The following is a 26,050-nucleotide window of genomic DNA, read 5'->3' as shown; positions in this document are numbered from 1 at the left end:
TTTCGCCAATCGATCGTGCATACCACTTTGAGCGATTTCATTTCGCAGTGGTTCAATTCTATGCCTGATATGACTGCCGCACTTGGCTGATTACAGGCCGGTCAACATCGCGTCTGCCGGCGCATCGGCACGCAATTGCGCCGTGAGCATGAAGTACACGAAACCCACCGCCATGAAGCCGACGAAGATCAACCCGATCAAGGTGTTGAACCAGGCCATCGCCACCAGGCACACCATCGCCAGAACCAACGCAATCATCGGCACCAACGGATAACACGGTGCGCGGAAGGTGCGCTCTAGGTTCGGCTCGGTCTTACGCAGCTTGAACAGGCTGAGCATGCTCATGATGTACATCACGATTGCGCCGAACACCGCCATGGTGATCATCGCCGCGGTCAGCGTCATGCCACCGAGATTGATCAAACCATCGCTGTAGATCGCCGCGATACCGATTACGCCGCCGGCAATGATCGCCCGATGGGGTGTGTGGAAGCGCGACAGTTTGGCCAGCGACGCCGGCAGGTAACCGGCGCGGGCGAGGGCGAAGAACTGCCGCGAGTAGCCGAGGATGATTCCGTGGAAACTCGCCACCAGGCCGAACAGGCCGATCCACACCAGCATGTGCAACCAGCCCGAGCTTTCGCCGACCACGGTTTTCATGGCCTGTGGCAGCGGGTCGTTGATGTTCGACAGGGTGCGCCAGTCGCCGACGCCGCCGGCGAAGAACATCACGCCCATGGCCAGCAATACCAGGGTCAAAATGCCGCTGATGTAGGCCTTCGGGATCGTACGTTTCGGGTCCTTGGCTTCTTCGGCCGCCATCGCTGCGCCCTCGATGGCGAGAAAGAACCAGATGGCGAATGGAATCGCCGCGAACATCCCGGCAATCGCTGGTGCCCCGAACACATCGGAGCCGGCCCAGCCATTCAGGGCAAAGTTGCTGAAGCTGAACGCCGGCGCGACCACGCCCATGAACACCAGAAGTTCCGCCACGGCCAATACGCAGACAACCAACTCGAAGGTCGCGGCCAGTTTCACGCCGAGAATGTTCAGGCCCATGAACACGATGTAGGCGCCGACCGCTGCGTGTTTCGGGTCGAGGGCGGGGAATTGCACATTCAGGTAAGCACCGATAGCCAAGGCAATCGCCGGCGGGGCGAAGACGAACTCGATCAGCGTCGCCAGCCCGGCGATCAATCCGCCTTTTTCGCCAAAGGCGCGGCGGCTGTAGGCAAAGGGGCCGCCGGCATGGGGAATAGCCGTCGTCAGCTCGGTGAAACTGAAGATAAAGCAGGTGTACATCGTGGCGACCATGAACGAGGTCACCAGGAACCCGAGTGTCCCGGCCACGCCCCAGCCGTAACTCCAGCCGAAATACTCACCGGAAATCACCAGCCCGACCGCAATGCCCCACAGGTGCAACGTGCCCAGCGTGGGTTTGAGTTGTGTGTTCATGCGTTTGCTCCCTGAACGGTTTGGACAGCTTCGGGGAGGGCGTTTGCAGTGGGCGTGCCAGTGTTGTGATGGCAGTCGTAAAGCGTAAAAAGGTGTCGTATCGGGGATGTTCGCTGCGCAATGGGCGGATTTTGTGCATCAGTTAGGGGCGTTGTTGCCTGTTATGCCGCCTTCGCGAGCAAGCCCGCTCCCACATTTAGAATGCATTCCCCTGTGGGAGCGGGCTTGCTCGCGAAGAGGCCCGCCCAGACACCCCAAAACGCTGACTGTAACGCCCGCATAAACCCACTCTTTACGCTTTCTTTATGCACAGCCAACACCCTCGGTCTCGTTCCTTTACAGCCACCCTGCCGACAATGACTCCACACGCGGCAATACGCCGTAACACGGAGAACTTCCATGAGCGTTCTGGACGGGGTGTCACTGCTATTGGCAGTGGGGCTGTTCATTTATCTGTTGGTTGCGCTGTTGCGCGCGGACCGGAACTAGGAGCGGCTATGCACAGTTATGACTATTGGCTGATCCTGGCCTTCTTCGCCGTGGTGCTGATCCCGGCACCGTTCCTTGGGCGGTTCTACTACAAGGTCATGGAAGGCCAGCGCACCTGGCTTTCGCCGATCCTCGGACCGGTCGAACGTGGTTGTTATCGGGTGGCCGGCGTTGATCCGCAGGCCGAACAGAGCTGGCAGAAATACACCCTGGCCTTACTCGCCTTCAACCTTGCGGGCTTTTTGCTGTTGTTCACAATTCTGATGTTTCAGGATCACCTGCCGCTCAATCCGCAGAACCTGCCGGGTCAAGAGTGGACATTGGCGTTCAACACCGCCGTCAGCTTCATGACCAACACCAACTGGCAGGCCTACAGCGGTGAAGCCTCGCTGAGCTACCTGAGCCAGATGGTCGGCCTCACTGTGCAGAACTTCGTCAGCGCCGCCACCGGCCTGGCGGTATTGGTTGCGCTGTGTCGCGGTATCGGTCGCAAATCGACCAAGACCCTGGGCAACTTCTGGGTCGACATGACCCGCGCCACCCTCTACGGCCTGTTGCCGCTGTGCCTGCTGCTGGCGCTGTACCTGGTCTGGCAGGGTGTGCCGCAAACCTTCGCGCAGTACGTGAATGCCGTGACGATGCAAGGCGTCGATCAGGTGATCCCGCTCGGTCCGGCTGCCAGCCAGATTGCGATCAAACAACTGGGCACCAACGGCGGTGGCTTCTTCGGCGTCAACTCGGCGCACCCGTTCGAGAACCCGACGGCGTGGAGCAACTTGTTTGAAGTTGGCTCGATCATTCTGATCCCGGCCGCGCTGGTGTTCACCTTCGGCCACTACGTGAAAGACCTGCGTCAGAGTCGCGCGATCATCGCCTGCATGCTGGCGCTGTTCCTGATCGGCGGCGCGACCTCGTTGTGGGCTGAATACCAACCCAATCCGACCCTGAACAATGTCGCCGTCGAACAGACCGCGCCGCTGGAAGGCAAGGAAGCGCGCTTCGGCACCACCGCCACCGTGCTGTGGTCGGTGACCACCACGGCGGCGTCCAATGGTTCGGTCAACGGCATGCACGACAGCCTCAACCCGCTCAGTGGCATGGTCGCATTGGTCAACATGATGGTTGGCGAAGTGATCTTCGGCGGCGTCGGTGCCGGGCTCTACGGCATGTTGCTTAACGTGTTGATCGCGGTGTTCCTAGCCGGCCTGATGATCGGCCGCACGCCGGAATACCTCGGCAAGAAACTGCAAGCCAGGGAAGTCCAGTTGCTGGTGGTGACCTTGCTGGTGATGCCGCTCGGCGTGCTGGTGCTTGGCGCGATTGCCGCGAGCCTGCCCGGTCCGGTAGCGGCGGTGAGCAACCCCGGTGCCCACGGTTTCAGCCAGTTGCTGTACGCCTACACCTCGGCCGGTGCCAACAACGGTTCGGCCTTCGGCGGCTTCGGTGCCAACACAGCGTTCCACAACCTGATGCTGGGACTGGGCATGTTGATCGGTCGCTTCGGTTACATCCTTCCGGTGTTGGCGTTGGCCGGCAGCCTTGCGATGAAGAAAACCGCACCAATCGGCCAGAACAGCTTTCCGACCCATGGTCCGATGTTCGTGGTCCTGCTGACCGTGACCATCTTGTTGGTGGGTGGTTTGACCTTCCTGCCGGCGTTGGCGCTGGGTCCTATCGCTGAACACCTGAGCATGGGCTTCTAAGGAGTCAATGATGAATATGCCTGTAAATAAACCGGCGGCCGTCAAGGCGACGGAACAGCCAAAAACCGCGATCTCGGCCCTGTGGCGCCCGGCGCTGGTGCAAGCTTTCGTCAAGCTCGACCCACGGCAATTGCAGCGTGCGCCGGTGATGCTGGTGGTCGAACTGACCGCGATCCTGACCACCGTGCTGTGCTTCATTCCCGACAGCACCGTGCCGACCTTCGTCGCTGCGCAAATTGCGCTGTGGTTGTGGTTCACCGTGCTCTTCGCCAACTTCGCCGAAGCCCTGGCCGAAGGTCGCGGCAAGGCCCGTGCCGACAGCCTCAAGGCCGGCAGCGAAGGCTTGAGCGCCCGCCGCAAAACCAGCAACGGTACCTTTCAAGTGGTGCCCGCCACCAGCCTGCGCAAGGGCGATGTGGTGCGCGTCGAAGCCGGGGAAATGATCCCCGGTGACGGTGAGGTGATTGAAGGTATCGCAGCGGTCAACGAAGCGGCGATCACCGGCGAATCCGCGCCAGTGATTCGTGAGTCCGGCGGCGACCGTTCGGCCGTCACCGGCAACACCCGCCTGGTCTCTGACTGGCTGTTGGTGAAGATCACCGCCAACCCGGGCGAATCGACACTGGACCGCATGATCGCCCTGGTCGAAGGCGCCAAACGCCAGAAAACCCCGAACGAAGTGGCGCTCGACATCCTGCTGATCGGCCTGACCCTGATCTTCCTGCTGGTGGTCGTCACCCTGCAACCGTTCGCCCACTTCGCCAACGGCAGCCTGCCGCTGGTGTTCCTGGTGGCGTTGTTGGTCACGCTGATTCCGACCACCATTGGCGGCTTGCTGTCCGCCATCGGTATCGCCGGGATGGACCGTCTGGTGCGTCTGAACGTCATTGCCAAATCCGGTCGCGCCGTGGAAGCGGCGGGGGACGTACACGTCCTGCTGCTGGACAAGACCGGCACCATCACTTTCGGTAACCGTCGCTGCACCGCTGTTTATGCAGCGCCTGGCGTGACCGCGAAGGAGCTGGCCGAAGGTGCGTTGTTCGCGTCGCTGGCCGATGACACCGCCGAAGGCAAGTCCATCGTCGAATACCTGCGTGGGATTCACCCGCAACCTGAGCCTTCCGCTGACGTGTTGACCGCTGTGCCGTTCAGCGCCGAAACCCGCTTGTCCGGCGTCGACTATCAAGGGCGCGTGTATCGCAAAGGCGCGGTCGATTCGCTGCTGGCGTTCGTCGGCCTGAAACGCGCTGATCTGGCACCGGCCCTGTCCCGGGAAATCGACAAGATCGCCCAGAGCGGCGGCACACCCTTGCTGGTGTGTGCCGAGGGTAAATTGCTCGGCGTGATTCACCTCAAGGACGTGGTCAAGCCCGGCATCCGCGAGCGTTTCGCCGAGCTGCGCAAACTGGGGATCCGCACGGTCATGGTGACTGGCGACAATCCGCTGACCGCTGCGGCGATTGCCGCCGAAGCGGGCGTCGATGACGTGCTGGCCGAAGCCACGCCAGAGAAAAAGCTGGCGCGTATTCGCCACGAACAGAACGACGGCCGCCTGGTTGCCATGTGCGGCGACGGCGCCAACGACGCCCCGGCCCTGGCCCAGGCAGACGTGGGCATGGCGATGAACGATGGCACGCAAGCCGCGCGCGAGGCGGCGAACATGGTCGACCTCGACAGCGACCCGACCAAGTTGCTGGACGTGGTGCAGATCGGTAAGGAATTGCTGGTGACCCGTGGTGCGCTGACGACGTTTTCCATCGCCAACGACGTGGCCAAATACTTCGCGATCCTGCCGGCGTTGTTCGCCTCTATCTACCCGCAATTGGGTGTGCTGAACGTCATGCATCTGGCCAGTCCGCAGAGCGCGATTCTGTCGGCGATCGTGTTCAACGCCTTGATCATTGTGGTGCTGATTCCGCTGGCGCTGCGTGGGGTGCGGGTGCAGGCGGCGAGTGCGGCGGCGTTGCTACGCCGTAATCTGCTGATCTACGGACTGGGCGGGTTACTGGTGCCGTTCGTGGGGATCAAGGCGATCGACATGCTGTTGACGGCGTTGCATTTGGTTTGAGGCTGAAATCGACCCCTCACCCTAACCCTCTCCCCAAGGGGTAGAGGGGACTGATCGAGGTGTTCTTGGAGCTACATCGACCTGAAAAACCGAGTCGAACTCAGATTTTGAACAGCACAAAGATTGGCTCCCTTTCCCCTCTCCCCCATGGGGAGAGGGCTGGGGTGAGGGGTGGATTTCCCTGACACCCCACTACTTCTCCAATTTCGAGGATTCTGAAATGTCCACAATGATACGTCCGGCCCTGAGCCTGCTCGTGCTGATGACCCTGATCACCGGCGTCGCTTACCCCTTGGTCGTCACCGGTGTTGCCCAGGTCGCGTTCCCGGATCAAGCCAATGGCAGTCTGGTGCGTGACGCCGACGGCAAGGTCCGCGGCTCGTCGCTGATAGCCCAGGATTTCGTCGGTGACGCCTGGTTCCACCCTCGACCATCCGCCGGTGCGTTTGCCACCGTATCGAGCAGCGCCAGCAACCTTTCACCAAGCAACCCGGCGCTCGCGACTCGGGTGATTGACGATGCCAACAAACTGCTGGTGCCCGGCCAGGGTCCAGTGCCCTTGGCGATGGTGACCACTTCCGGCAGCGGCCTCGATCCGCACTTGCCACCAGCGGCGATTGCCTATCAACTGGCGCGTGTTGCGGCAGCGCGTAATCTGCCGGTGTCTACGCTTCAGCAATTGATGGATGCGCATATCGAACAGCCGCTCGTTGGCCCGCCAGTGGTTAATGTGCTGGCGTTGAACATGGCGCTGGATAACCTGTAGATCGGTGGCGCCGCCATTCGCTAGCAGGCTAGCTCCCACAGGGGTTTGTATTTCAATGTGGGAGCTAGCCTGCTAGCGATGGCGGCAGAATAATCACCACATCAACATCTGAATAAAGTGAGCTTCAAGCATGAGTGACTCCGGCCGCGCCGACGCGCTGTTAGCAGACCTGCCCCGCGATGGCCGTGGCCGGCTCAAGGTTTTTCTCGGTGCCGCGCCCGGTGTCGGCAAGACCTACGCCATGCTGCAAGCGGCCCACACCCAATTGCGCCAAGGCGTGAAAGTCATCGCCGGGGTGGTCGAAACCCACGGCCGCGCCGAGACCGAAGCGCTGCTCGGCGGCTTGCCGCAACAGCCGTTGGTGCGCTCGGAATACCGTGGAGTGATGCTCGAAGAAATGGACCTCGACGGCCTGCTCGCGGCCAAGCCGAAATTGGTGTTGGTGGACGAACTGGCTCACACCAACGCTCCTGGCAGCCGTCACGCCAAACGCTGGCAAGACATCCAGGAACTGCTCGCCGCCGGCATCGACGTCTTCACCACGGTTAACGTCCAGCACCTCGAAAGCCTCAACGATCAAGTGCGCGGGATCACCGGCGTGCAGGTTCGCGAAACCCTGCCGGACTGGGTGCTGCAAGAAGCCTACGAACTGCTGCTGATCGACCTGCCGCCGCGCGAACTGCTTGAGCGTCTGCGCGACGGCAAGGTCTATGTGCCGGAGCAAGCGCGCGCGGCTATCGATGCCTTTTTCACTCAGACCAACCTCACCGCCCTGCGCGAACTGGCGATGCAAACCGCCGCTGCGCAGGTTGACGATGACCTGACCCAGGGTTATCGCCAGCTCGGCCAAGCGGCGCCCGCCGTGCGCGGTCGGCTGCTGGTCGGCATTGATGGTGATGCCCAGGCCGAGCGTCTGGTGCGTCACGCCAGTCGCGTCGCCCAACGTCGTCATTTGCCGTGGAGCCTGGTGCACGTGGACAACGGCAGCGTGCGCGACGAGCAATCGCGCCTGCGCCTGCAAAGTGCCCAGCAACTGGCCGAACGTCTTGGCGGCGAAGTGGTGTTGCTGCGTGCCGGCGAGGTGGCGAAAACCCTGATCCAGCACGCCGCCGAACGCCGCGCGAGTCTGGTGTTGGTCGGTCAGTCGCGCCAGCGTTTGCGTCGGCGGTTGTTTGGTGGCGGTCTGGCGTCACGCTTGCTGCGCGATGCGCGCGGGCTGGAAATCAACGTCCTCGACAGCGATCAGGAACAGGATCAGCCGCGTCAGCGTTCGGCGCATTCGCTGGTCTGGTTCGATTACGCGTTGGCGGTGGTAGCAACCGTTTTGGCCACGGCCTTGGCCTGGGCAGTGGCGAGTGTCTTGCCGCTGCCGAATATCTCGCTGGTGTTCCTCGCCGCCGTGTTGCTGGTGGCGGTGCGCAGCAGCCTCGGCCCGGCGCTGGCCTGTGCGGCGCTGTCGTTCCTGACCTATGACTTTCTGTTCATTCCGCCGAATTTCTCCTTCAGTATCCAGCGCGAAGAAGACGTGCTGACCTTACTGTTCTTCCTGCTGATGGCAGCCCTCACCGGTAACCTCGCGGCGCGGCAACGGCGGCAATTGCAGGCGCTGCGCGACACCCAGGAAGAGACCACCGAACTGCTCGATTTGTCGCGCAAACTCACCGCCGCCACCGATCGCCAGGCCGTGGTCAGCGCCGCAGCCCAGCACCTCAACGGCTGGAGCGATCTGCAACTGTGCCTGCTCAATCACGACGGCCAAGGCGGCTGGAAGGTCGAGACCGGTGGCCCGCTGGAGTTTTCCGAAGCCGAGCGTGCCGCCGCCGATTGGGCCTGGCAACACGACCAGCCGGCGGGCGCGGGCACCGGCACGCTGCCGTTCGGGCGTTGGTGGTGGTGGCCGTTATCGGTGGAAGACGGACCGTTGGCGTTGCTTGGCGTGTGCGCCAAGGAAGGCCAGACCTTGAGCGGTCAGCGTCGGCGTCTGTTGACGGCGCTGAGTCAGCCGCTGGCCCAGGCCTTGGCCCGTGCGCAACTGGCCGAAGACCTGGAAGCGGCGCGCCTGCATGGCGAAACCGAGCAATTGCGCAGTGCCTTGCTGGCGTCGGTGTCCCACGATTTGCGCACGCCGCTGACCTCCATGCGCGGCAGTATCGACAGCCTGCTGGCCCTCGGCGAAGCCATCCCGCTGGAGGATCGCCGCGAACTGCTCGAAGGCACCCGCGATGAAGCCGAGCGCCTCGACCGTTACATTCAAAACCTCCTGGACATGACCCGCCTCGGTCACGGCGCGTTGAAGCTGGCGCGGGACTGGGTGTCGCCGGCCGACATCGTCGGCAGCTCACTCAACCGTCTGCGCGCGGTGCTGTCGCCATTGCAGGTCAGTACCGAAGTGCCGGCCGAATTACCGCTGCTGTACGTGCATGCCGCGCTGATCGAACAGGCACTGGTCAACGTGCTGGAAAACGCCGCGCGCTTTTCTCCGCCCCACGGTCGACTGCAATTGCGCGCCGGGGCCGACGACAGCGAACTGTTTTTCTCGGTCTGCGACGAAGGGCCGGGAATTCCGGAGGAGGAGCGGGCGAAGATTTTCGACATGTTCTACACCGCCGCCCGCGGTGATCGGGGTGGGCAGGGCACGGGGTTGGGGCTGGCGATTTGTCAGGGTATGGTCGGTGCCCACGGCGGTCGGATCAGCGTCGCCGACGGCATCGAAGGGCGCGGCACCTGCATCACGCTGCACTTGCCATTGCAGGAACAACCGGGTTTTGAAAGTGAAGCCTGATACCCTTTGGACATCTCCATGCCGCGACCGGAAACCATGAGCCAGACCGCAACCATTTTGGTCATCGACGACGAACCGCAAATCCGCAAATTCCTGCGTATCAGCCTCGCTTCCCAAGGCTACAAAGTGCTCGAGGCCGGCACCGGCAACGAAGGCCTGGCCCAGGCGGCGTTGAACAAACCCGACTTGCTGGTGCTCGACCTCGGCCTGCCAGACATGGACGGCCAGCAAGTGCTGCGCGAGTTTCGCGAATGGTCGACGGTGCCGGTGCTGGTGCTGTCGGTGCGTGCCAGTGAAGGGCAGAAGGTTGAAGCGCTCGATGGCGGGGCCAACGACTACGTGACCAAACCGTTCGGTATTCAGGAATTCCTTGCCCGGGTGCGGGCCTTGTTGCGTCAGGCGCCGGTTGGCGAGGCTCAGCAAGCGGCGTTGACGTTCGGCCCGTTGACCGTCGACCTGGCCTATCGCCGGGTATTGCTCGACGGCACCGAAGTCGCGTTGACCCGCAAGGAGTATGCGGTGCTGGCGCAACTGGCCCGGCATCCCGGGCGGGTGATCACGCAGCAGCAGTTGCTGAAAGATATCTGGGGGCCGACCCATACCGAGGACAGTCACTATCTGCGGATTGTGGTGGGGCATTTGCGGCAGAAGCTGGCGGATGATCCGACTCAGCCCAGATTTATCGTCACCGAAGCGGGGGTGGGGTATCGGTTGTTGAGTGAGGGCGGCCTCTAGTTTTTGTGTTGAAAGTGCCGGCCTCTTCGCGAGCAAGCCCGCTCCCACAGGGGAATGCACTCCAATGTGGGAGCGGGCTTGCTCGCGAAGGGGCCTTCACATCCCCTCGAGAACTTCAAGAATCCCGATTCTGCTCACTCTCATACCGATCCAGCGTATCCCGCGCAATCTCCCGCCCCAGAGCGATCAACTCCGGCGCCTTGTAAAACTCGAAAAACCGGCAAACCCGTTTCGGCACGTTGATCAGGATGTCCGGCGGATACCCGGCAATCTTGTACTGCGCCAACGACGTCTGCATCACCTCGAAACTCTGGTTGATCAGGTCCAGCAAGGACGCCGGCCCGACGTTGTCGATGATGAACGAGCCGGTGGCTGACTTTGGCGCGCCTTCGCGTTCGGGGGCGGCCGCCGGTTGCTGGGCTTCGGGTTCGGCGGATTCGATCCAGGGGTTGATATCGGCCGCTTCGGCCATCAAGGCTTCCTTTTCCAGCAGCAGCAATTGTTCCGCCTGTTTGCGCCGGAACGGCAATTTTGAACCCAGAGAGTTGATCAGGCTGTCGAACCGGGTCTTGAACGCAGGCGGCCGCTGAATCACCGGCAGTTGATAGTGGCGCTGGTTGGTGGAGTTGAGGTTGACCGCGATGATCAGGTCGCAATGGCTCGACACCACGGGCACGATCGGCAAAGGGTTGAGAATGCCGCCATCCACCAGCATGCGATTGCCCTGCATCACCGGGGTGAACAGGCTGGGAATTGCCGCCGAGGCGCGCATGGCCTGGTGCAAACAACCTTCCTGGAACCAGATTTCCTGCTGGTTGGTCAGGTCGGTGGCCACGGCTGTGTAAGGGATGCGCAGGTCTTCGATGTTGATCTCGCCGACGATCTTGCGGATCTGCCCGAACACCTTCTCCCCGCGAATCGCGCCCAAGCGAAAACTGACGTCCACCAGACGCAAGACATCAAGGTAGTCCAGGCTTTCGATCCAGTCGCGATAATCGTCCAGTTTTCCGGCGGCGTAGATCCCGCCGACCACGGCGCCCATCGAGCAGCCCGCGATGCAGGCGATGTCGTAGCCGCGCCGTTCGATTTCTTCAATGACACCGATATGGGCATAGCCCCGGGCCCCGCCTGAGCCCAGCACCAGTGCGACACGCTTTTTCATGAATCGCCCTCGTCTGACAAGGTTCAACAATGCACCCATCAAGGGGCGCGCTTCAATCGCAAAGGTCGCTCGGTGGGGCGAACACGTCGTTTTTTCGACACTCCATGGCGGCACATGGGTATTCTCGCGAGCGATAAAGTTTGCGCGGCGGGCCAAGGCACTTTTCACGTGCCAGACCGTCTTACCTGCACGACTGTTTACCTATTCTTGAGGTGTGAGTGATGAAAGCCTGGATCTGTGTGCCCTTGATTGCCCTGGCACTCGCCGGTTGTGCTGGCAAAACCGCTTACCGTGACAGCTGCGGTAGCAACCTCGATGCTGCGTGGCATGAACTGGACCTGGCCAAGGCCGAAGGTTTCGCCGGCACCGTCAGCTACTCCAAGGCCCTGTCGCTGTTGACCGCGGCCAAGACCCAGCAGCAATTCGAAGGCTTTGAAGGCTGCACCAAGAAGGCCGAGAAGGCGCGCTTCTATATTCGTGAGTCACGCGCTGGTCGTTGAGGCATGATCTAGGCTAAAGGAAATTCGCTTCAGGGAGCAAACGATGTCTGCCTTGGTTAATCGGTTGGTGGCTCATGTTCTGGGTCTGGAAGTTCGTCTGCTGGCGTGCCAGGCGCGTTTGAGTGCGCGCACCGATCCGGAAGCCTTGCACGACCTGCGCACTACGGTTCGCCGTTTGCGCAGTCTATTGAGGCCGTTGCGTGGGCTTCCCGGCGTCGAGCAGCTGGAAACAGCGGCGTCCCGGGTGGGCGACCTGACCACGCCGTTGCGTGATCGCGAGGTGCTCGCGGCGTACCTGCTCAAGCACGATCAACCCGAGGCGGCGCAACGACGCATGGCACAGATGGCTGCGGCGTATCCGGCGGTGGCAGCAAGCCCCGAGGTGACGCAGTTGTTGATGATCCTCGACGCCTTTCCGCGTTTTCTCCGTGCCTCCCAGCGTCAGGGTTTGCTCAAGGGCTTGCGTAAACGCGTCGAAAAGCGTCTGGCCAAACAATGGAAAAAACTCGATCAGGCTTTGCACGATCCTGCCCACGATCGCCATCGCTTGCGCTTGCTGATCAAGCGCGTGCGCTATGGCATCGACGCCTATCCCGAACTGGATCGATTACCTGAAGCGACGATGCCGCGCTTGAAGTCTGCGCAAGGTGCCCTGGGTGAATGGCATGACTGTTTTCAATGGCTGGCCAAGGCTGAACAGGAATCCGATCTGCAACCTTGTGTCGCCGTCTGGAAAACCACCATGGCCAAGGCCGAAGAACGCGCCGACCGCGTCCTCGACAAACTCAGCGCTGCCTGCTTCAAATCCTGAACCCACCGCAAATCCCTGTGGGAGCGAGCTTGCTCGCGATGACGGCATGACAGCCAACATCAATGTTGAATGTCACGGCCCTATCGCGAGCAAGCTCGCTCCCACAGGGATGGGGGTTGAACATGGAATCATGTGTTCCAGCCCTGCACGGCCTATCTGTCAGTTTCTTTGGCCGGAATAAGCGCTGTGCCGTCCTCGCCGTCTGGTTAACATCCCTCCATCCTTTTCCGCTCCGAGGTTTTCATGCGCTTTTCCGATCTGCTCGACGCCGTCCGCAGCCAGCCGCTGGAGCTGTCTATCCCGGCCGAATGGGCGCAAGGGCGTGCCAGTTTCGGTGGCCTGGTGGCCGCGTTGCAATACGAAGCCATGCGCGCAAAAGTCCCGGCGGATCGGCCGGTGCGTTCGCTGGCGATCACCTTTGTCGGGCCGGTTGAACCCGAAGTGCCGGTCAGTTTTGAGGTTGATGTGCTGCGCGAAGGCAAAGCCGTCAGCCAGGTGCTGGGCCGGGCGATGCAGAAGGGGCAAGTGGTGACGTTGATCCAGGGCAGCTTCGGTGCCTCGCGACCTTCCGAAGTCGCGGTTGCGGCCGAGCCCGCACCTGAAATGAAACATTGGGAGCAGTGCCAGGAACTGCCGTACATCAAAGGCGTGCTCCCGGAGTTCATGCAGCATCTGGCGATGCGCTGGAGTGTCGGCGGTCTGCCGTTCACCGGCAACAAATCCCGCGAGATGGGCGGCTGGGTGCGTTTGCGTGGGGACGTGAAGGAAGAGGCGGTCAGCGAGTCGCATATTCTGGCGCTGGTGGACGCCTGGCCACCGGCCCTGTTGCCGCACCTGAGCAAACCCGCGATGGGCAGCACACTCACCTGGACCATCGAATTCGTCCAGCCGTTGCTTGAGTTAAGCACGCTGGACTGGTGTAAATACCTGGTTGAAATCGAGCATGGCGCCGACGGCTACGGTCACGCAGCGGCGAAACTGTGGCGCGCGGACGGTCAGTTGATCGCCATGAGCCGGCAGACGGTAACGATTTTCGCCTGATCAGTGACGACGGTGGCGTTCCCGCCAGGCGCGCCACCAGCCGCCACTAAGGAAGAACCGCGGGAAGGTCAGGAACTGCTCGACCAGCAAGCGTGACAGCGCATCTTTACGATCACTGAACGGCTCGGAGGCTTGCGCCTCCAGGCTGTGGCCGTGGCGCTGCAAGCCCAGCGCGGCGATCACGCCTATGACACCGATGGCGAAGTTCGCGAAGTTCAGGCCGAACACCCCGGAAACAATCAACAGAAACGCCACGATGAACAGCGGCACGGCAATCAGGTGCAACACCAGATTGGTCGGGTGCTGGTGATTGCCCGGGTAGGCTCGCCATTGCCAGGCGGGTAGGTTGGGATGACGTTTGCCCATGATGCTGATCCTCGATCCATGTTGAACACATGATTGAAGAATAGGCTTGGCTTATGAGGGCGGCGAATCAAGGTTGGCTATCGGAGTGATAGCGGCCATGCGGGATATTGATGTTGGCTGGACTGACGCCTTCGCGAGCAGCCCGCTCCCACAGGTAATGTGCAAATGTCGGAATAGCGCTAATCCTGTGGGAGCGGGCTTGCTCGCGAAGGGGCCTTCAAAGCTTGAGCTGCCCTATCGCCTTGTTCAATTCCCCAGCCAACGCCGCCAGCTCATTACTGGTGGTCGCCGAATCCACCGTCTGCTGAACCGTGTTCTCGGTCACGTCCCGAATACTCACCACCGCCCGGTTCATCTCTTCCGCCACCTGACTCTGCTGCTCGGCCGCTACCGCAATCTGCGTATTGCTTTCGCGCATCTGCGCCACTGCGCTGGTGATATGCGCCAACGCTGTGCCAGCTTCCTGGGCCTGTTGTACGCAGTCGTCGGCCTTGAACGAGCTTTCCTGCATGAAGTCCACCGCGTCGCGGGTCCCTGCCTGCAACGCCGAGACCATGATGGTGATCTCGTCGGTCGAGGTTTGCACACGCTTGGCCAGGTTGCGCACTTCATCGGCGACCACCGCAAAACCGCGACCCATTTCGCCCGCCCGTGCTGCTTCAATCGCGGCATTCAGCGCCAGCAGATTGGTCTGCTCGGCAATGCTGTGAATCACGCCGACCACGCCGTTGATTTTCTGACTGTCCTCGGCCAGACGCTGAATCATCTCGGCCGTCTGCTGCACGCCGCTGGACAACCCGGCGATGGACTTCTGCACCCGACTGACCACTTCCTGCCCGCTGCCGGCCAAGGTGTCAGCGGTTTGCGAAAGGTCGCGGGTGGCGCCGGCGTGCTGGGCGATGTGATAGACGGTGGCGGTCATTTCGTTGATCGCCGTGGCGGCCTGATCGGTTTCGCTTTGCTGGCCGAGCATGCCGTGACGCACCTCGTTCATGCTCGAGGCCAGTCGCGCCGCGCCATCATCCAGTTGCCGGGCAGTGCTGGCGACAGTGTTGACCACCCGCTGGTAACCGGCCTGCATCGCATTGAAGGCATTGGCCATTTGCCCGACTTCGTCTTTGCAGGCCAACGGCACACGGGCTGACAGGTCGCCGGTTTTCTCGACGTGAAGCATCACGTCTTTCAGGGTGTTGAGCTGACTCAGCAGGAAGCGGATCAACAACTGCGAAGCGCCCAGCATCGCCAGCATCAGGATGAACACCGCCACCGCGTAATGGGTGAAGCGTTCGCCGAACACCTGGCTCAGGCTCGGTCCATGAGCGATCACCGCGACCTGCTGACCGTCGGGACGAGAAAGCACCTCGGCGCCCATCAACGGGTTGTCGCCGAACAGCGGCATTGAATTGATTTCGACCCAGCCATGGGCATCGGCCAGTTCCAGCACCGGCTGCTCGTTCAGCAACGGCGCCTGGCCGCGACTGAAAGTCAGCAGGTTTTCGGCCTTGGGCAGCGGCTGCCCGTCAGGCCAGGCATTGAGCAAGCGAGCCTGCGCCTGAGCCGATGCTTGAGCCGCGTGGCTGCGAGCTTGTTGTTCAAGCTGCACGGCGTACAGCACCAGCAAGAGGGTGGTGAAAAAGGCGACCGCATTGACCGCCCAGAATTTGTATTTCAGCGAGATATTGCTAAGCCAGGCACCCATGGAGGTTTTCTCTGATAGCGGAAACAGCATTGGCAAGGTGCCAGCATTGTGCCGCTATGCAGGGATTCTGGACTTGATGTGGGTCAAAGGACCACACACACACACATCCAATGTGTGTGGGCTTGCTCGCGAAGGCGGTGGAACAGTCAATGTAGATGTCGACTGATTCGTCGCTTTCGCGAGCAAGCCCGCTCCCACAGGGGATTTGTGGTTACTGGGGGATGGAGGGCAGGCCGTAGAACGCGCGAGCGCAGGCGGTGGTGTGGGCAGCCAGATCCTCTTCCGTTTCGCCTCGATGCAACGCCACTTCGCGCAGCACTTCAGTCAAATACGCGGGTTCGTTGCGACCGTTCTTCGGCTTGGGCCGCAAGCTGCGCGGCAGAAGGTACGGCGCATCGCTCTCCAGCATCAAGCGCCCGCGCTTGATCTCCTTCACCAACGGATGCAGGTGCGTGCCCCGGCGCTCGTCGCAGATCCAGCCGGTGATGCCGATGTGCAAATCCAGATCGAGGTAACTGAACAGCGCCTTCTTTTCCCCTGTGAAGCAATGCACCACCGCAGCCGGCAGCTGGTCGCGGTAATCACGGAGGATTTCCAGCAGTCGCTGACTGGCATCGCGCTCGTGGAGGAACACCGGCAACTGCAGATCGACCGCCAGCGCCAGGTGCTCCTCAAGGACTTTTTCCTGCTGGGGGCGTGGCGAGAAATCGCGATTGAAATCCAGCCCGCATTCACCCACGGCTACAACGTTGGGTTCCTTGAGCAAACTGCGCAGTTGCCGGGCGCTGTCGGCGTTCCAGTCGCTGGCCGAATGAGGGTGAATGCCTGCGGTAGCGAACAGCCGCTGAGCCGTTTCGTCCAGCTGCCGGCACAGTTCCAGCGCCTGTTCGCTGCCTTCGACACTGGTGCCGGTCAGGACGAGTTGGCAGACCCCCGCGGTATACGCGCGATCGAGTACGGCCTGGTGTTTATCACCAAAACTGGGGTTGGTCAGGTTGACGCCGATATCGATGAGTTGCATGGTGCTACCTCGGACCAAAGGCCGGAAAGCATATCAGAGCTGTAGATTTATAAGAAAAGCCAAGAACTACAACGAGTTAAAGCTGTCTCTTGATGCCGCAAGACACGCCGGGGTGGTCAAGGTGCCATCACTGTGCCAGTCTTTCGCACTTTGTCAGCGCTCAAAGGCGCTCTGTTTCTGTCGTTCGATGTCATGAAAATTCGTGAGGTCGGCCCAGTATTCTTTCCGGAGAGTGGATGACACGTCCCTCGATGTTGCTACTGCTGTGCTGTTCGTTGTTGCTGCCGATGCCGGCGGTCGCACGTCTGGCCGGCCCGCTGCAAGCCGTGCCGGCGGCCAAGGTCCGTGACCTGGCGGAGATTCGCAGCAGTCGTGTGTTGCGGGTGCTGGTCAACCAGAGCCGCAACAGCTCCGGCGAAGTCCAGGGCCAGGCCATCGGCGTCGAATACCACCGCCTGCGCGCCTTCGAGCAATACCTCAACGGTCACGCCCGTGACGGACAGGAAATCACCCTCAAGATCATTCCCAAGGCCAAGGATCAACTGCTTGGTGCCTTGCAGCGCGGGGAGGGTGACCTGGTCGCGCCGGGGGAGTTGCTCGACTTGCAACCGGGCCACGCGGTCAGCAGCAGCGAACCGATTGCCAGCAACATCCCCTTGGTGCTGGTCGGCATCAAGGGAGAACGCCGTTACACCCGAGTCGAACAACTCTCGGGTAAAACCCTGGCGTTGCCCACCGGCAGTGCCGCCGGCGACGCGGTCAGTCAGATCAATTCAAAGCTCGCCCTGCACAAACTGGCGCCGGTGAAAATCGAATGGGTCGACCCCAGTCTGGCGGTCGAAGACGTTTTGGAAATGGTCCAGGGCGGGATCTTTCACCTGACCATCGTCGAGCAGCCGATTGCCGAGCGCTGGGGCAAGATCCTGCCCAAGTTGCGCTTCGACAAGCAACTGGCGATCAGCGACCCGGGCGAAGAGTTCTGGTTCGTGCGCCGCGATGCCTCGATGTTGCGCGCAAGCATCGATCGTTTCCTGACCACCTACAAGAAACCGTCGGACCAGGACGCAGCGTTTCTGCGCATCTATCGCCGTCTGTATCAAGTGCACTATCCCTTGGCCAAGGCTGATCGGCAGCGTCTGGAAAAACTTCGCCCGGTGCTGCAAAAGCACGCGGATGCCCAAGGCATGGACTGGCTGAACCTGGCGGCACTGGCTTTCAAGGAGTCGGCGTTGCAACCCAACGCCCGTAGCGGCAGCGGCCCCACCGGGCTGATGCAGATCACCCCGTCCGCAGCCCAGCGCGTCGGGGTCAACAACATTCAGAACCTCGACGCCAATGTGCAGGCCGGTGCCAAGTACCTGGCGATGATCCGTCGCAAGTTCTTCGCCAGTCCCAAACTCAACGAGCGCGAGCGCATGGCGTTCGTGCTGGCGGCCTACAACATGGGGCCGGAACGGGTCCAGGGCATGCGCGCCGAAGCCCGGCGGCGTGGCTTGAATCCCAATCAGTGGTTCTTCCAGGTCGAACGCATTGCCATGGAGCAGGTGGGAATGGGCGCCGTCAGCTATGTTAATAGCGTGAACAAGTATTACCTGGCGTTCGATCGTGAAAGGGAGTCGTTGGAGCCCCAGGGGCAGAAAGTAGCCTCACGCAAATGATCGACTAAACTGATTGTTATGTCGCAAAAATTGCGCTTTTAACATTGGTTTTATCGATTAATATAGCGGCCAACCAACACACAATCACAATGGATGACACAGCATGAGCTCACTGATCAACAAGGTACTGTTTACCCGCGCTGGCTACGGCTTGACCGTTCTGCGGATCTTCGTCGGCATTATCTTCGCTGCTCACGGCGCGCAGAAACTTTTCGGCATGTTTGGTGGTTACGGCATTGCCGGCACCGCGCAGTACATGGAAAGCCTGGGTCTGGCACCGGGTCACCTGATGGCGATTCTGTCCGGTGGTACCGAGTTCTTCGGCGGTCTGGCACTGATCATCGGTCTGCTGGCACGCCCGGCAGCACTGGGGCTGGCCTTCCTTTCGCTGGTCGCCATTTTCACCGTACACATCAGCCACGGTCTGTTCATGTCCAATAACGGTTATGAGTTCGCCCTGGCCTTGCTCGGCGGCAGCATTGCGGTACTGATCGAAGGTGCCGGCAAACTGTCGGTAGACCGCGCGATCGCCGACTGACCGCTCTGGCTCAACGAAAAGGCCCGCATTGCGCGGGCCTTTTTTGTTGCGCGTCATTCTTGACACTGTCCGGTCAGCTTCTCTAGGATGCTGCTCATGCGCCGATTTAAACAGCTACTTGCGGGGCGCCAGGTGACTCATCCAGTTGCCGATAGAAGCTTGAAACAGGCTTCGAAATACCGCTAAAGCGCTGGTTCGGTGTTGCCTCTCACCTGCCATGCAGACTTTTGAGGCAGAGACACGACCCAATGAATGCACTAAGCCCCGTTGTACGCCCCGCGCCGATTACGGCACACCTCACCCAGCGCAATCCAAAAATCCTGCTTGGCGGAAAACATCAGCCGACGCTCCTGCGTTATCTCGATGGCTGGCCACGTCGTACTGGCGGCCCCGCAGCGTTCCTGATCCAGTTTGTCGAAGACGGTGAATCACTGGCGCGATTTGCCAGCGACAGTTTTGATCTGGCCGTCATTCAATCGCCCAGCGTTGAAGACGCGCCGGAAGTAATCAAGCAACTGACCCGGGTTGCCCGGCAAGGTTTGATTACGCGCCGCTGAGGCTTTAGAGATACTCGATCGCCACGATATACACGCACTGCTCACCGGTCGGTGTCTGGACCCGAACCTCGGCGTCCAGCGCCTTGCCAATGAGCGCCCGGGCGAGCGGCGAGTCGATGCTGATCAGTCCCAGTTTCAAATCCAGCTCATCCGGCCCGACGATGCGGTAGCGTGATTCTTTGCCGTCTTCATCTTCGATGGTGACCCAGGCGCCGAAGTAAACCTTGTTCGGGTCGCTGGGTTTTTCGCTGACAACTTTCAGCGCTTCGAGCCGCTTGGTGAGAAAGCGCACGCGACTGTCGATTTCGCGCAGCATCTTTTTGCCGTAGGTGTACTCGGCGTTTTCCGAGCGATCACCCTGTGCCGCCGCCTCGCTGACAGATTGCGTGACCTGAGGCCGACGGACATGCCAGAGCTCATGGAACTCGGCCCGCATCCGCGCTTCACCTTCAGGAGTGATCAGCGCGGTGCCAGCGGTGCGGGGAGGGCGATAACGGCTCATGGCAACTTCTTGTGAGGGAAAGGCCTTGAGTCTATCAACCCTCGCGCAACACTGTCAGCGGGCTGGCGTTCAGCGCACGACGGGTACCGAACACGCCGGCGCCGCCGATCAGCACCGCGCCAATCAACGGCAACACCAAAAGCCACGGATGCGGATGCCACGGCAGGTCGAAGGCGTAGCGGTAAAGCACCAGGCTCACCAACTCCGAACCCAACGCCGCCAACAACCCGCTGACCGCGCCGAGCAAGCCGAACTCGATCCGCCGTGCCTTGACCAGCAACTGCCGTTCGGCCCCCAGTGCGCGCAGTAGCGCTCCTTGGCGAATGCGTTCATCGAGGGTCGCCTGCAAGCCCGAGAACAACACCGCCATCCCCGCCGCCAAGACAAACAACAGCACATATTCCACCGCCAAAGTGACTTGAGCGAGGATGCTGCGCAGCTGCTCCAACAAGGCTTCGACTTGCAGGATGGTCACCGCCGGGAACGACCGGGACAGGTCGACAATCTGCTGATCGTGACCCGCCGCCAGATAGAAACTGGTCAGGTAGGTCGCCGGCAAATCCTTCAACGTCCCAGGCTGGAAAATCATGAAGAAGTTCGGCTGGAAGTTGTCCCAGTTGATCTCCCGCAAGCTGGTGACTTTCGCTTCGCGATTAGCCCCGCCGACGGTAAAGACCATGTGATCGCCGAGCTTGAGCTTCAGGCTTTCAGCAACCTTGCCTTCCACCGACACGCCGGGAATCTCATCGGCTGGCTGTTCGCTCCACCAGTTGCCCGCCGTCAGTTTGTTGCCCGCCGGCAGGTCCGCTGCCCAGGTCAGGCTCAGGTCGCGCTGGATCGCCCGGTCACCCGCCGAATCCTTGCTGACGATCTCCTGCACCGGCTCGCCGTTGATGCTGATCAGTCGTCCGGGCACTACGGGGTACAGCGGCGCCGATTGGGCCGAGAGTTCGATCAGGCGATCGGTGAAGGCTTGTTTGTCGGCGGGCAGGATATTCAGAGCGAAATAGTTCGGCGCGTTTTTCGGCAATTGGTTCTGCCAAGTGTCGAGCAACTCACCGCGCAACAATGCGATCAGCGCCATGGACAACAGGATCAGACCGAAGGCCAGGGCTTGTCCCGCTGCCGCCAGAGGATGGCGCAGCAATTGGCCCAGCCCAAGGCGCCAGGGCAACGAGGCGCGCGCCAGCATCCGACGCAGGCTTTTGAGCAGCAGCAACAGCAGGCCGCCGAGTATGACCGCCGCGATCACGCCGCCGCCGAGCAGGGCGAAGGTCAGCAGCAGGTCGAGGCTCAGGCGCCACATGATCAGGCCGAGGGCGCCCAACGCGGCGCCGTAGACCATCCAGGTGCTGGACGGAATCGGTAGCATGTCCCGACGCAGAACCCGCAGCGGTGGCACTCGACCGAGTGCCGCCAGCGGCGGCAGGGCAAAACCGGCCAAGGCCACCAGCCCGGTGCCGATCCCGGCGATGGCGGGAAACAGACCGCCCGGTGGCACATCGGTCGGCAACAAATCATGCAGCAGCGCGAACAATCCAAGCTGTGCGAGCCAGCCGAGGAGGGCGCCGCCAAGGCTGGCGAGCAGGCCGAGTACCGTCAGCTGCAAACTGAACAGCACCATGGTTTCCCGGCGCGACAGACCCAGGCAGCGCAGCAAGGCACTGGCGTCGAAGCGGCGGGTGGCGAAGCGCGTCGCCGACAACGCCACGGCCACGCCGGACAGCAGAACCGCGACCAGACTGGCCATGTTCAAGTAACGCTCGGCCTTGCCCAGCGCGCCGCCGATCTGCCGGTTGCCGTCGCGGGCATCCTGTATACGCTGGTTGGCGGCGAGGCCGGGCTTGATCAGTTGACGGTAGGTTTCCAGCGCCTCGGCTTTACCACGCCAGAGTTCACGGTAACTGACCCGGCTGCCGGGTTGCACCACGCCGGTCGCGGCGAGGTCGCTGAGGTTGATCAGCACCCGCGGCGTCAGGCTGTAGAAATTGCCGGCACGGTCCGGTTCGTAGGTCAGGACCCGCGCCAGTTTCAGGGTGCGCAGGCCGACATCGATGCTGTCGCCGATCTTCAGGTCTAGCGCGGTCAGCAGTCGCGCTTCAACCCAGGCTTCACCGGGTTTCGGTCCGCCACCGGCTTCCTCCGGTGCGAAGGGCGCCGGGGCGCTTTTCAGTTCGCCACGCAGCGGATAAACGTCGTCGGCCGCCTTGATGCTGGACAGTTGAATGCCGTTGTCGGTGGCGATGACACTGGAGAACTCAACCACTTGAGCGTGTTCGAGTCCCAGCTCCGTCCCACTTCTGATCTGTTCGGGGCGTGCCGGTGAACTGCCTTCGAGCAACAAGTCAGCACCGAGAAACTCGGTGGCGCGCAGCATCATGGCGCCATTCAGGCGGGCACCGAAGTAGCCGATGGCGGTACTCGCCGCCACGGCGACCACCAGGGCGAAGAACAACACCCGCAGCTCACCGGCACGGGCGTCGCGCAGGAGTTGGCGGATGGCAAGGCTGAACAGGCGCAACAGCGGCAGGCGTGCCATCAAGGCTCCAGAGGGGCGACCAGCAGGCCGGCTTCAAGGCGGATCAGGCGCCGGCAGCGATGTGCCAGGCGTTCGTCGTGGGTCACCAGCACCAGGGTCGTGCCGCGTTCCTGGTTGAGTTCGAACAGCAAGTCACTGATGCGTTCGCCGGTGTGGCTGTCGAGGTTGCCGGTGGGTTCGTCAGCGAACAGCACATCGGGTTCTGCGGCAAACGCACGGGCAATTGCTACGCGCTGCTGTTCACCACCGGAGAGCTGGCGCGGCGAGTGGGTCAGGCGCTGGCCCAGGCCAACCCGCTGGAGCAATTGAGTGGCCCGTTCGCGGGCGTCTTTGCGGCCGTCGAGTTCCAGCGGCAGCATGACGTTTTCCAGCGCGTTGAGGCTGTCGAGCAGTTGAAAGGACTGAAACACAAAACCCACATGCTCGGCCCGAATGCGCGCGCGCTGGTCTTCATCGAGATTGCTCAGGTCCTGGCCGGCGAGGGTGACTTCACCGCTGCTCGGCAGGTCAAGGCCGGCGAGCAGGCCGAGGAGGGTGGATTTGCCGGAACCGGAGGCACCGACGATGGCCAGGCTGTCACCCTTGTTCAGTTCCAGGCTGAGTTCGTGCAGGATAGTCAGTTCACCTTCCGCGCTGGGAACCACTTTGCTGAGGTTCTTCGCGGTGAGAATGCTTGCGCCCATGGAGAATCCGATGCGAGTGTGGTTTTTGAGTGCTGGCCTGGCCTTGATGTGCATGGCCCAGAACGCAGCGGCGGGAACAGTCCTGATCGTTGGCGATAGTATCAGCGCCGGTTTCGGCCTGGATACCCGCTTGGGGTGGGTGTCGTTGCTTGAGCAACGGCTCAAGCGCGAAGGTTTCGACGATAAGGTGGTCAACGCTTCCATCAGTGGCGACACCAGCGCCGGAGGCCAGGCGCGCCTGCCCGCGCTGCTTGCAGAGCATAAGCCGGAGCTGGTAATCCTTGAGTTGGGCGGCAACGACGGCCTGCGCGGAATGCCCCCAGCTAATTTGCAACAAAACCTTGCGTCGATGATCGACAGCTCCAGGAACAGTGGCGCCAAGGTGCTTTTGCTTGGCATGCAGCTGCCACCCAACTATGGCGTTCGCTATACCGAGGCCTTTGCGAAGGTCTACAGCACACTCGCCAACGAGAAAAACATCCCGCTGGTACCGTTTTTTCTCGACGGCGTGGGCGGTCATCCAGACCTGATGCAGGCCGACGGATTGCACCCGGCTGCGGGCGCTCAGGACAAGTTGCTGGAAAATGTCTGGCCGACACTGAAACCGCTGCTTTGACGCTTTTCTAGCGGCGGTGTTTCGGCTAAGGTGGCGCCCCCGATTTGGAGCCCCCGATGCCGCGTCCTGCCTGGTCCCTTTTTGCCTACCAACTGATCGAGCCTGACGAACAGCTGGATCTGTTCGCCTGCCAGGAAGTGCGGGTGCATCTGGTGACTCGTCAGCTGGAGCTGGGCGGCTCGGCCGACCGAACCTTGTGCGGCAGTCTGCTGCCCGCGCAACCGCGCTGGTCGAGTGTCGACCGTCGGGTATTCCAGGACCAGCGCCTGTGTTCGCTGTGCCGGGCCATCCTCGAATCGCAGAAACGCGGCACCTCGCCGATCTGGCCAGAGTTGCGGTTCGAGCTGTAAAGCGGCAAAGATAGCTTGCTATCGGCCAACTCCCCGAAATTCCGGATGCCGGTGTACAATCGCGTTTTTATACCCTTGTCGATCATGCGAAGGATTTTCCGGATGTTGCCGCGTTTTCCTGCCGTTACCCGCTGCCTGTCTCTTGCCGCCCTTTGTATGGCGGGCCCCGTAGCCGCACTGGAGCTGCCCCTGCCACCGCCCGGTGAAGACATCGTCGGCCAGGTGCAAGTAATCAAGGCCAAGTACGAAGACACCTTCGCCGACCTCGGCACCACTTACGATCTGGGCTATTCGGAAATGGTCGCGGCCAACCCTGGCGTCGATCCATGGTTGCCGGGCGCTGGTACCGAGATCGTCCTGCCGACGCGCTTCATCCTGCCGCCGGGCCCGCGTGAAGGCATCGTCATCAACCTGGCTGAATACCGCCTCTACTACTTCCCGAAAGGCCGGAACGTGGTCTACACCTTCCCGCTGGGTATCGGTCGTGAAGGCTGGGGCTCGCCGATTGCCCACACCAGCATCATTGCCAAGACGCCGAACCCGACCTGGACCCCTCCAGCGTCGATCAAGGCCGAGCACGCCGCTGATGGCGATCCGCTGCCGAACGTCGTGCCGGCCGGCCCGGATAACCCGCTGGGGCCGTTCAAGTTCACCCTGGGTACGCCGGGCTACCTGATCCACGGCTCGAACAAGAAGTTCGGCATCGGCATGCGCACCAGCCACGGCTGCTTCCGCATGTTCAACAACAACGTGCTGGAAATGGCGGGCATGGTGCCGGTCGGTACCTCGGTACGCATCCTCAGCGATCCGTACAAGTTCGGCGTCAGTGGCGGCAAGGTGTACCTGGAAGCGCACACGCCGCTGGACGACAAGGGCAACCCTTCTGTGGTCGACAAGCACACCGCTGTGATCAACGCGATGCTCAAGCGCGAGGACATCACCAATAACCTGCGCATGAACTGGGACGTGGTCCGCGACGTGGTTGCCGCTGAAGATGGCCTGCCGGTGGAAATCGGAGTACCAAACACTTCCGCGCCGATGGTGACAACTGCACCGATTGACCCGCTGCAGTAAGGCTTGAAAAGAACCCGCCGACGCAGGCCGCGCCGGTGGGTTTTTTATTGCCGGCAGGAAATATCAGGCAATAAAAAAGCCGACCCATAAATGGGTCGGCTTGATAACAATCCCGAAGGACTATTACTTGCGGCTAGCTTTTTCCAGCATGCGCAGAGCACGCTCGTTAGCTTCGTCAGCAGTCTGTTGTGCTTTTTGAGCAGCAGCCAGAGCTTCATCAGCTTTACGGTAAGCTTCGTCTGCACGAGCCTGGGAGCGAGCAGCTGCGTCTTCAGTAGCAGTCAGACGTGCTTCGGTTTCTTTCGATACGCTGCTGCAACCGGTAGCCAGAACTGCGGCCAGAGCCAGAGCAGAGAATTTCAGAACGTTGTTCATCGTGTTCCCCTTCAAGGACTTTCTATTAAGTAGCTGTCTCCTCAGAGTGAGGAAATAGCCGGCGTACATACTACCCATTACTTCTAGTAAGTAAACTGACGTGTAGCAAGAAGCAAAAAAAATTGTAGGCGTTGATTCTTTTTCGAGCAACTTTTAACTGCATTGTTTAAAAAATATCCAGCTGGGAGGCCCGAGATGAGCGATCCGCCGAAAAAAAGTTCCGTGCACTCAGCGCTGTTTTTCTCATTCTTGGCTAAAGTCTGCCTATATGGATTCGTCCATACTTTTGTTCGGATTTTGCGCAGCGGCTCTCATAATCTTTATCCATCTTGATGGTGACTTTAAGAGCGCGCGTTCGTCTTAAGTCTCAACATCCGGCAATGTACAGGCTATCGACCCGCGGATATCTCCGGTCGAGCCGTCCCTGCGTCACCCGGAGCAGCACCCGCCACCTGAGTCCGATGACGAGCGTATCTTGAGCATTTCTGCCAATGGTGCCTACTATTTGAGGGTGTCCGGTTGCGCGAGATCGGTGCAGTTCTTCTCGGTGTCCGTTCAGG

The 26,050-nt window shown here is 61.2% G+C and carries 24 protein-coding genes; 15 read left to right on the top strand and 9 right to left on the bottom strand.

Annotated elements, in window-relative coordinates; translation table 11 throughout:
- Window positions 1-90 precede the first annotated feature (90 nt).
- Window positions 91-1,455: an ethanolamine permease gene (gene eat / locus ACA060_RS20430; protein WP_497312817.1), complete on the bottom strand. Its 1,365-nt coding sequence runs from the start codon at window positions 1,453-1,455 to the stop codon at window positions 91-93.
- Between the two features lie 399 nt (window positions 1,456-1,854).
- On the opposite strand from eat, the gene kdpF reads away from it, so the two are divergent.
- The 6 genes from kdpF (at window position 1,855) to ACA060_RS20400 (ending at window position 9,998) form a co-directional block, all read left to right on the top strand.
- Window positions 1,855-1,944: a K(+)-transporting ATPase subunit F gene (gene kdpF / locus ACA060_RS20425; protein ID WP_007899818.1), complete on the top strand. Its 90-nt coding sequence runs from the start codon at window positions 1,855-1,857 to the stop codon at window positions 1,942-1,944.
- Between the two features lie 8 nt (window positions 1,945-1,952).
- On the top strand, window positions 1,953-3,647 hold the full coding sequence (gene kdpA / locus ACA060_RS20420) for a potassium-transporting ATPase subunit KdpA (RefSeq protein ID WP_497312815.1): 1,695 nt from the start codon (window positions 1,953-1,955) through the stop codon (window positions 3,645-3,647).
- Between the two features lie 10 nt (window positions 3,648-3,657).
- A complete protein-coding gene (gene kdpB / locus ACA060_RS20415) occupies window positions 3,658-5,715 on the top strand; it encodes a potassium-transporting ATPase subunit KdpB (protein ID WP_497312813.1) in 2,058 nt (685 codons plus the stop codon).
- Window positions 5,716-5,935: 220 nt separating this feature from the next.
- Entirely contained in the window at window positions 5,936-6,481 is a 546-nt protein-coding gene (gene kdpC, locus ACA060_RS20410; protein WP_497312811.1) for a potassium-transporting ATPase subunit KdpC, read from the top strand.
- Window positions 6,482-6,611: 130 nt separating this feature from the next.
- Window positions 6,612-9,263 carry a DUF4118 domain-containing protein gene (locus ACA060_RS20405; protein WP_109633676.1) on the top strand — a complete coding sequence of 884 codons (2,652 nt, stop codon included), beginning with the start codon at window positions 6,612-6,614 and terminating at the stop codon, window positions 9,261-9,263.
- 36 nt (window positions 9,264-9,299) lie between these two features.
- Complete coding sequence (locus ACA060_RS20400; RefSeq protein ID WP_109636169.1) at window positions 9,300-9,998, top strand: response regulator; 699 nt, start codon at window positions 9,300-9,302, stop codon at window positions 9,996-9,998.
- Between the two features lie 115 nt (window positions 9,999-10,113).
- On the opposite strand, the gene ACA060_RS20395 is transcribed toward ACA060_RS20400, so the two are convergent.
- Window positions 10,114-11,160, bottom strand: a complete 1,047-nt coding sequence (locus ACA060_RS20395) for a patatin-like phospholipase family protein (RefSeq protein ID WP_109633674.1) — start codon at window positions 11,158-11,160, stop codon at window positions 10,114-10,116.
- Between the two features lie 221 nt (window positions 11,161-11,381).
- Between ACA060_RS20395 and ACA060_RS20390 the strand changes: the two genes are divergently transcribed.
- The 3 genes from ACA060_RS20390 to ACA060_RS20380 all read left to right on the top strand — a co-directional run bounded on the left by ACA060_RS20390 (window position 11,382) and on the right by ACA060_RS20380 (window position 13,512).
- Window positions 11,382-11,660, top strand: a complete 279-nt coding sequence (locus ACA060_RS20390) for a hypothetical protein (protein WP_034150181.1) — start codon at window positions 11,382-11,384, stop codon at window positions 11,658-11,660.
- Between the two features lie 43 nt (window positions 11,661-11,703).
- Window positions 11,704-12,471, top strand: coding sequence for a CHAD domain-containing protein (locus tag ACA060_RS20385; protein WP_497312808.1), 768 nt, complete (start codon window positions 11,704-11,706; stop codon window positions 12,469-12,471).
- 243 nt (window positions 12,472-12,714) lie between these two features.
- Window positions 12,715-13,512: an acyl-CoA thioesterase gene (locus ACA060_RS20380; protein WP_109633669.1), complete on the top strand. Its 798-nt coding sequence runs from the start codon at window positions 12,715-12,717 to the stop codon at window positions 13,510-13,512.
- Here ACA060_RS20380 and ACA060_RS20375 read toward each other — a convergent pair whose 3' ends face one another.
- The 3 genes from ACA060_RS20375 to ACA060_RS20365 all read right to left on the bottom strand — a co-directional run bounded on the left by ACA060_RS20375 (window position 13,513) and on the right by ACA060_RS20365 (window position 16,598).
- Window positions 13,513-13,878 (bottom strand): terminase, encoded by a 366-nt coding sequence (locus ACA060_RS20375; RefSeq protein WP_109633668.1) that lies wholly within the window; start codon window positions 13,876-13,878, stop codon window positions 13,513-13,515.
- Between the two features lie 217 nt (window positions 13,879-14,095).
- Complete coding sequence (locus ACA060_RS20370) at window positions 14,096-15,577, bottom strand: methyl-accepting chemotaxis protein (protein WP_497312805.1); 1,482 nt, start codon at window positions 15,575-15,577, stop codon at window positions 14,096-14,098.
- Window positions 15,578-15,788: 211 nt separating this feature from the next.
- Window positions 15,789-16,598: a TatD family hydrolase gene (locus tag ACA060_RS20365; protein ID WP_497312803.1), complete on the bottom strand. Its 810-nt coding sequence runs from the start codon at window positions 16,596-16,598 to the stop codon at window positions 15,789-15,791.
- A gap of 236 nt (window positions 16,599-16,834) precedes the next feature.
- On the opposite strand from ACA060_RS20365, the gene ACA060_RS20360 reads away from it, so the two are divergent.
- From ACA060_RS20360 to ACA060_RS20350, 3 genes are all read left to right on the top strand, one after another.
- Window positions 16,835-18,256 (top strand): MltF family protein, encoded by a 1,422-nt coding sequence (locus ACA060_RS20360; RefSeq protein ID WP_109633663.1) that lies wholly within the window; start codon window positions 16,835-16,837, stop codon window positions 18,254-18,256.
- A gap of 103 nt (window positions 18,257-18,359) precedes the next feature.
- Window positions 18,360-18,794: a DoxX family protein gene (locus ACA060_RS20355; RefSeq protein WP_109633662.1), complete on the top strand. Its 435-nt coding sequence runs from the start codon at window positions 18,360-18,362 to the stop codon at window positions 18,792-18,794.
- A gap of 248 nt (window positions 18,795-19,042) precedes the next feature.
- A complete protein-coding gene (locus tag ACA060_RS20350; protein ID WP_109633660.1) occupies window positions 19,043-19,351 on the top strand; it encodes a hypothetical protein in 309 nt (102 codons plus the stop codon).
- 4 nt (window positions 19,352-19,355) lie between these two features.
- On the opposite strand, the gene greB is transcribed toward ACA060_RS20350, so the two are convergent.
- From greB to ACA060_RS20335, 3 genes are read right to left on the bottom strand one after another with little or no spacing between them, the layout of a single operon-like run.
- The gene (greB, locus tag ACA060_RS20345; protein ID WP_033057207.1) at window positions 19,356-19,853 is read right to left on the bottom strand and encodes a transcription elongation factor GreB; all 498 of its coding nucleotides are present in this window, start codon (window positions 19,851-19,853) and stop codon (window positions 19,356-19,358) included.
- Between the two features lie 34 nt (window positions 19,854-19,887).
- Window positions 19,888-22,392 carry an ABC transporter permease gene (locus ACA060_RS20340; RefSeq protein WP_497312800.1) on the bottom strand — a complete coding sequence of 835 codons (2,505 nt, stop codon included), beginning with the start codon at window positions 22,390-22,392 and terminating at the stop codon, window positions 19,888-19,890.
- Window positions 22,392-23,075 carry an ABC transporter ATP-binding protein gene (locus tag ACA060_RS20335; protein WP_411960610.1) on the bottom strand — a complete coding sequence of 228 codons (684 nt, stop codon included), beginning with the start codon at window positions 23,073-23,075 and terminating at the stop codon, window positions 22,392-22,394. Before ACA060_RS20335 ends, ACA060_RS20340 begins: the two co-directional genes overlap by 1 nt.
- Window positions 23,076-23,085: 10 nt before the next feature.
- On the opposite strand from ACA060_RS20335, the gene ACA060_RS20330 reads away from it, so the two are divergent.
- The 3 genes from ACA060_RS20330 (at window position 23,086) to ACA060_RS20320 (ending at window position 25,115) form a co-directional block, all read left to right on the top strand.
- Window positions 23,086-23,691: an arylesterase gene (locus tag ACA060_RS20330; protein ID WP_497312798.1), complete on the top strand. Its 606-nt coding sequence runs from the start codon at window positions 23,086-23,088 to the stop codon at window positions 23,689-23,691.
- Window positions 23,692-23,747: 56 nt separating this feature from the next.
- A complete protein-coding gene (locus tag ACA060_RS20325) occupies window positions 23,748-24,041 on the top strand; it encodes a hypothetical protein (RefSeq protein WP_003226812.1) in 294 nt (97 codons plus the stop codon).
- A gap of 102 nt (window positions 24,042-24,143) precedes the next feature.
- On the top strand, window positions 24,144-25,115 hold the full coding sequence (locus ACA060_RS20320) for a L,D-transpeptidase family protein (protein ID WP_109633646.1): 972 nt from the start codon (window positions 24,144-24,146) through the stop codon (window positions 25,113-25,115).
- A gap of 123 nt (window positions 25,116-25,238) precedes the next feature.
- Here ACA060_RS20320 and oprI read toward each other — a convergent pair whose 3' ends face one another.
- Window positions 25,239-25,490, bottom strand: a complete 252-nt coding sequence (gene oprI, locus ACA060_RS20315; RefSeq protein WP_003172710.1) for an outer membrane lipoprotei OprI — start codon at window positions 25,488-25,490, stop codon at window positions 25,239-25,241.
- Window positions 25,491-26,050 lie beyond the last annotated feature (560 nt).

This window comes from Pseudomonas sp. LBUM1671, from assembly GCF_059695685.1.
Note: the sequence above shows the minus strand (reverse complement) of the source record. Positions and strands in the feature narration are given on the sequence as shown.

Coding starts and splice junctions, on each gene's coding strand:
- eat (WP_497312817.1), bottom strand. CDS start 1,455: ATGAACACACAACTCAAACCCACGCTGGGCACGTTGCACCTGTGGGGC.
- kdpF (WP_007899818.1), top strand. CDS start 1,855: ATGAGCGTTCTGGACGGGGTGTCACTGCTATTGGCAGTGGGGCTGTTC.
- kdpA (WP_497312815.1), top strand. CDS start 1,953: ATGCACAGTTATGACTATTGGCTGATCCTGGCCTTCTTCGCCGTGGTG.
- kdpB (WP_497312813.1), top strand. CDS start 3,658: ATGAATATGCCTGTAAATAAACCGGCGGCCGTCAAGGCGACGGAACAG.
- kdpC (WP_497312811.1), top strand. CDS start 5,936: ATGTCCACAATGATACGTCCGGCCCTGAGCCTGCTCGTGCTGATGACC.
- ACA060_RS20405 (WP_109633676.1), top strand. CDS start 6,612: ATGAGTGACTCCGGCCGCGCCGACGCGCTGTTAGCAGACCTGCCCCGC.
- ACA060_RS20400 (WP_109636169.1), top strand. CDS start 9,300: ATGAGCCAGACCGCAACCATTTTGGTCATCGACGACGAACCGCAAATC.
- ACA060_RS20395 (WP_109633674.1), bottom strand. CDS start 11,160: ATGAAAAAGCGTGTCGCACTGGTGCTGGGCTCAGGCGGGGCCCGGGGC.
- ACA060_RS20390 (WP_034150181.1), top strand. CDS start 11,382: ATGAAAGCCTGGATCTGTGTGCCCTTGATTGCCCTGGCACTCGCCGGT.
- ACA060_RS20385 (WP_497312808.1), top strand. CDS start 11,704: ATGTCTGCCTTGGTTAATCGGTTGGTGGCTCATGTTCTGGGTCTGGAA.
- ACA060_RS20380 (WP_109633669.1), top strand. CDS start 12,715: ATGCGCTTTTCCGATCTGCTCGACGCCGTCCGCAGCCAGCCGCTGGAG.
- ACA060_RS20375 (WP_109633668.1), bottom strand. CDS start 13,878: ATGGGCAAACGTCATCCCAACCTACCCGCCTGGCAATGGCGAGCCTAC.
- ACA060_RS20370 (WP_497312805.1), bottom strand. CDS start 15,577: ATGGGTGCCTGGCTTAGCAATATCTCGCTGAAATACAAATTCTGGGCG.
- ACA060_RS20365 (WP_497312803.1), bottom strand. CDS start 16,598: ATGCAACTCATCGATATCGGCGTCAACCTGACCAACCCCAGTTTTGGT.
- ACA060_RS20360 (WP_109633663.1), top strand. CDS start 16,835: ATGACACGTCCCTCGATGTTGCTACTGCTGTGCTGTTCGTTGTTGCTG.
- ACA060_RS20355 (WP_109633662.1), top strand. CDS start 18,360: ATGAGCTCACTGATCAACAAGGTACTGTTTACCCGCGCTGGCTACGGC.
- ACA060_RS20350 (WP_109633660.1), top strand. CDS start 19,043: ATGAATGCACTAAGCCCCGTTGTACGCCCCGCGCCGATTACGGCACAC.
- greB (WP_033057207.1), bottom strand. CDS start 19,853: ATGAGCCGTTATCGCCCTCCCCGCACCGCTGGCACCGCGCTGATCACT.
- ACA060_RS20340 (WP_497312800.1), bottom strand. CDS start 22,392: ATGGCACGCCTGCCGCTGTTGCGCCTGTTCAGCCTTGCCATCCGCCAA.
- ACA060_RS20335 (WP_411960610.1), bottom strand. CDS start 23,075: ATGGGCGCAAGCATTCTCACCGCGAAGAACCTCAGCAAAGTGGTTCCC.
- ACA060_RS20330 (WP_497312798.1), top strand. CDS start 23,086: ATGCGAGTGTGGTTTTTGAGTGCTGGCCTGGCCTTGATGTGCATGGCC.
- ACA060_RS20325 (WP_003226812.1), top strand. CDS start 23,748: ATGCCGCGTCCTGCCTGGTCCCTTTTTGCCTACCAACTGATCGAGCCT.
- ACA060_RS20320 (WP_109633646.1), top strand. CDS start 24,144: ATGTTGCCGCGTTTTCCTGCCGTTACCCGCTGCCTGTCTCTTGCCGCC.
- oprI (WP_003172710.1), bottom strand. CDS start 25,490: ATGAACAACGTTCTGAAATTCTCTGCTCTGGCTCTGGCCGCAGTTCTG.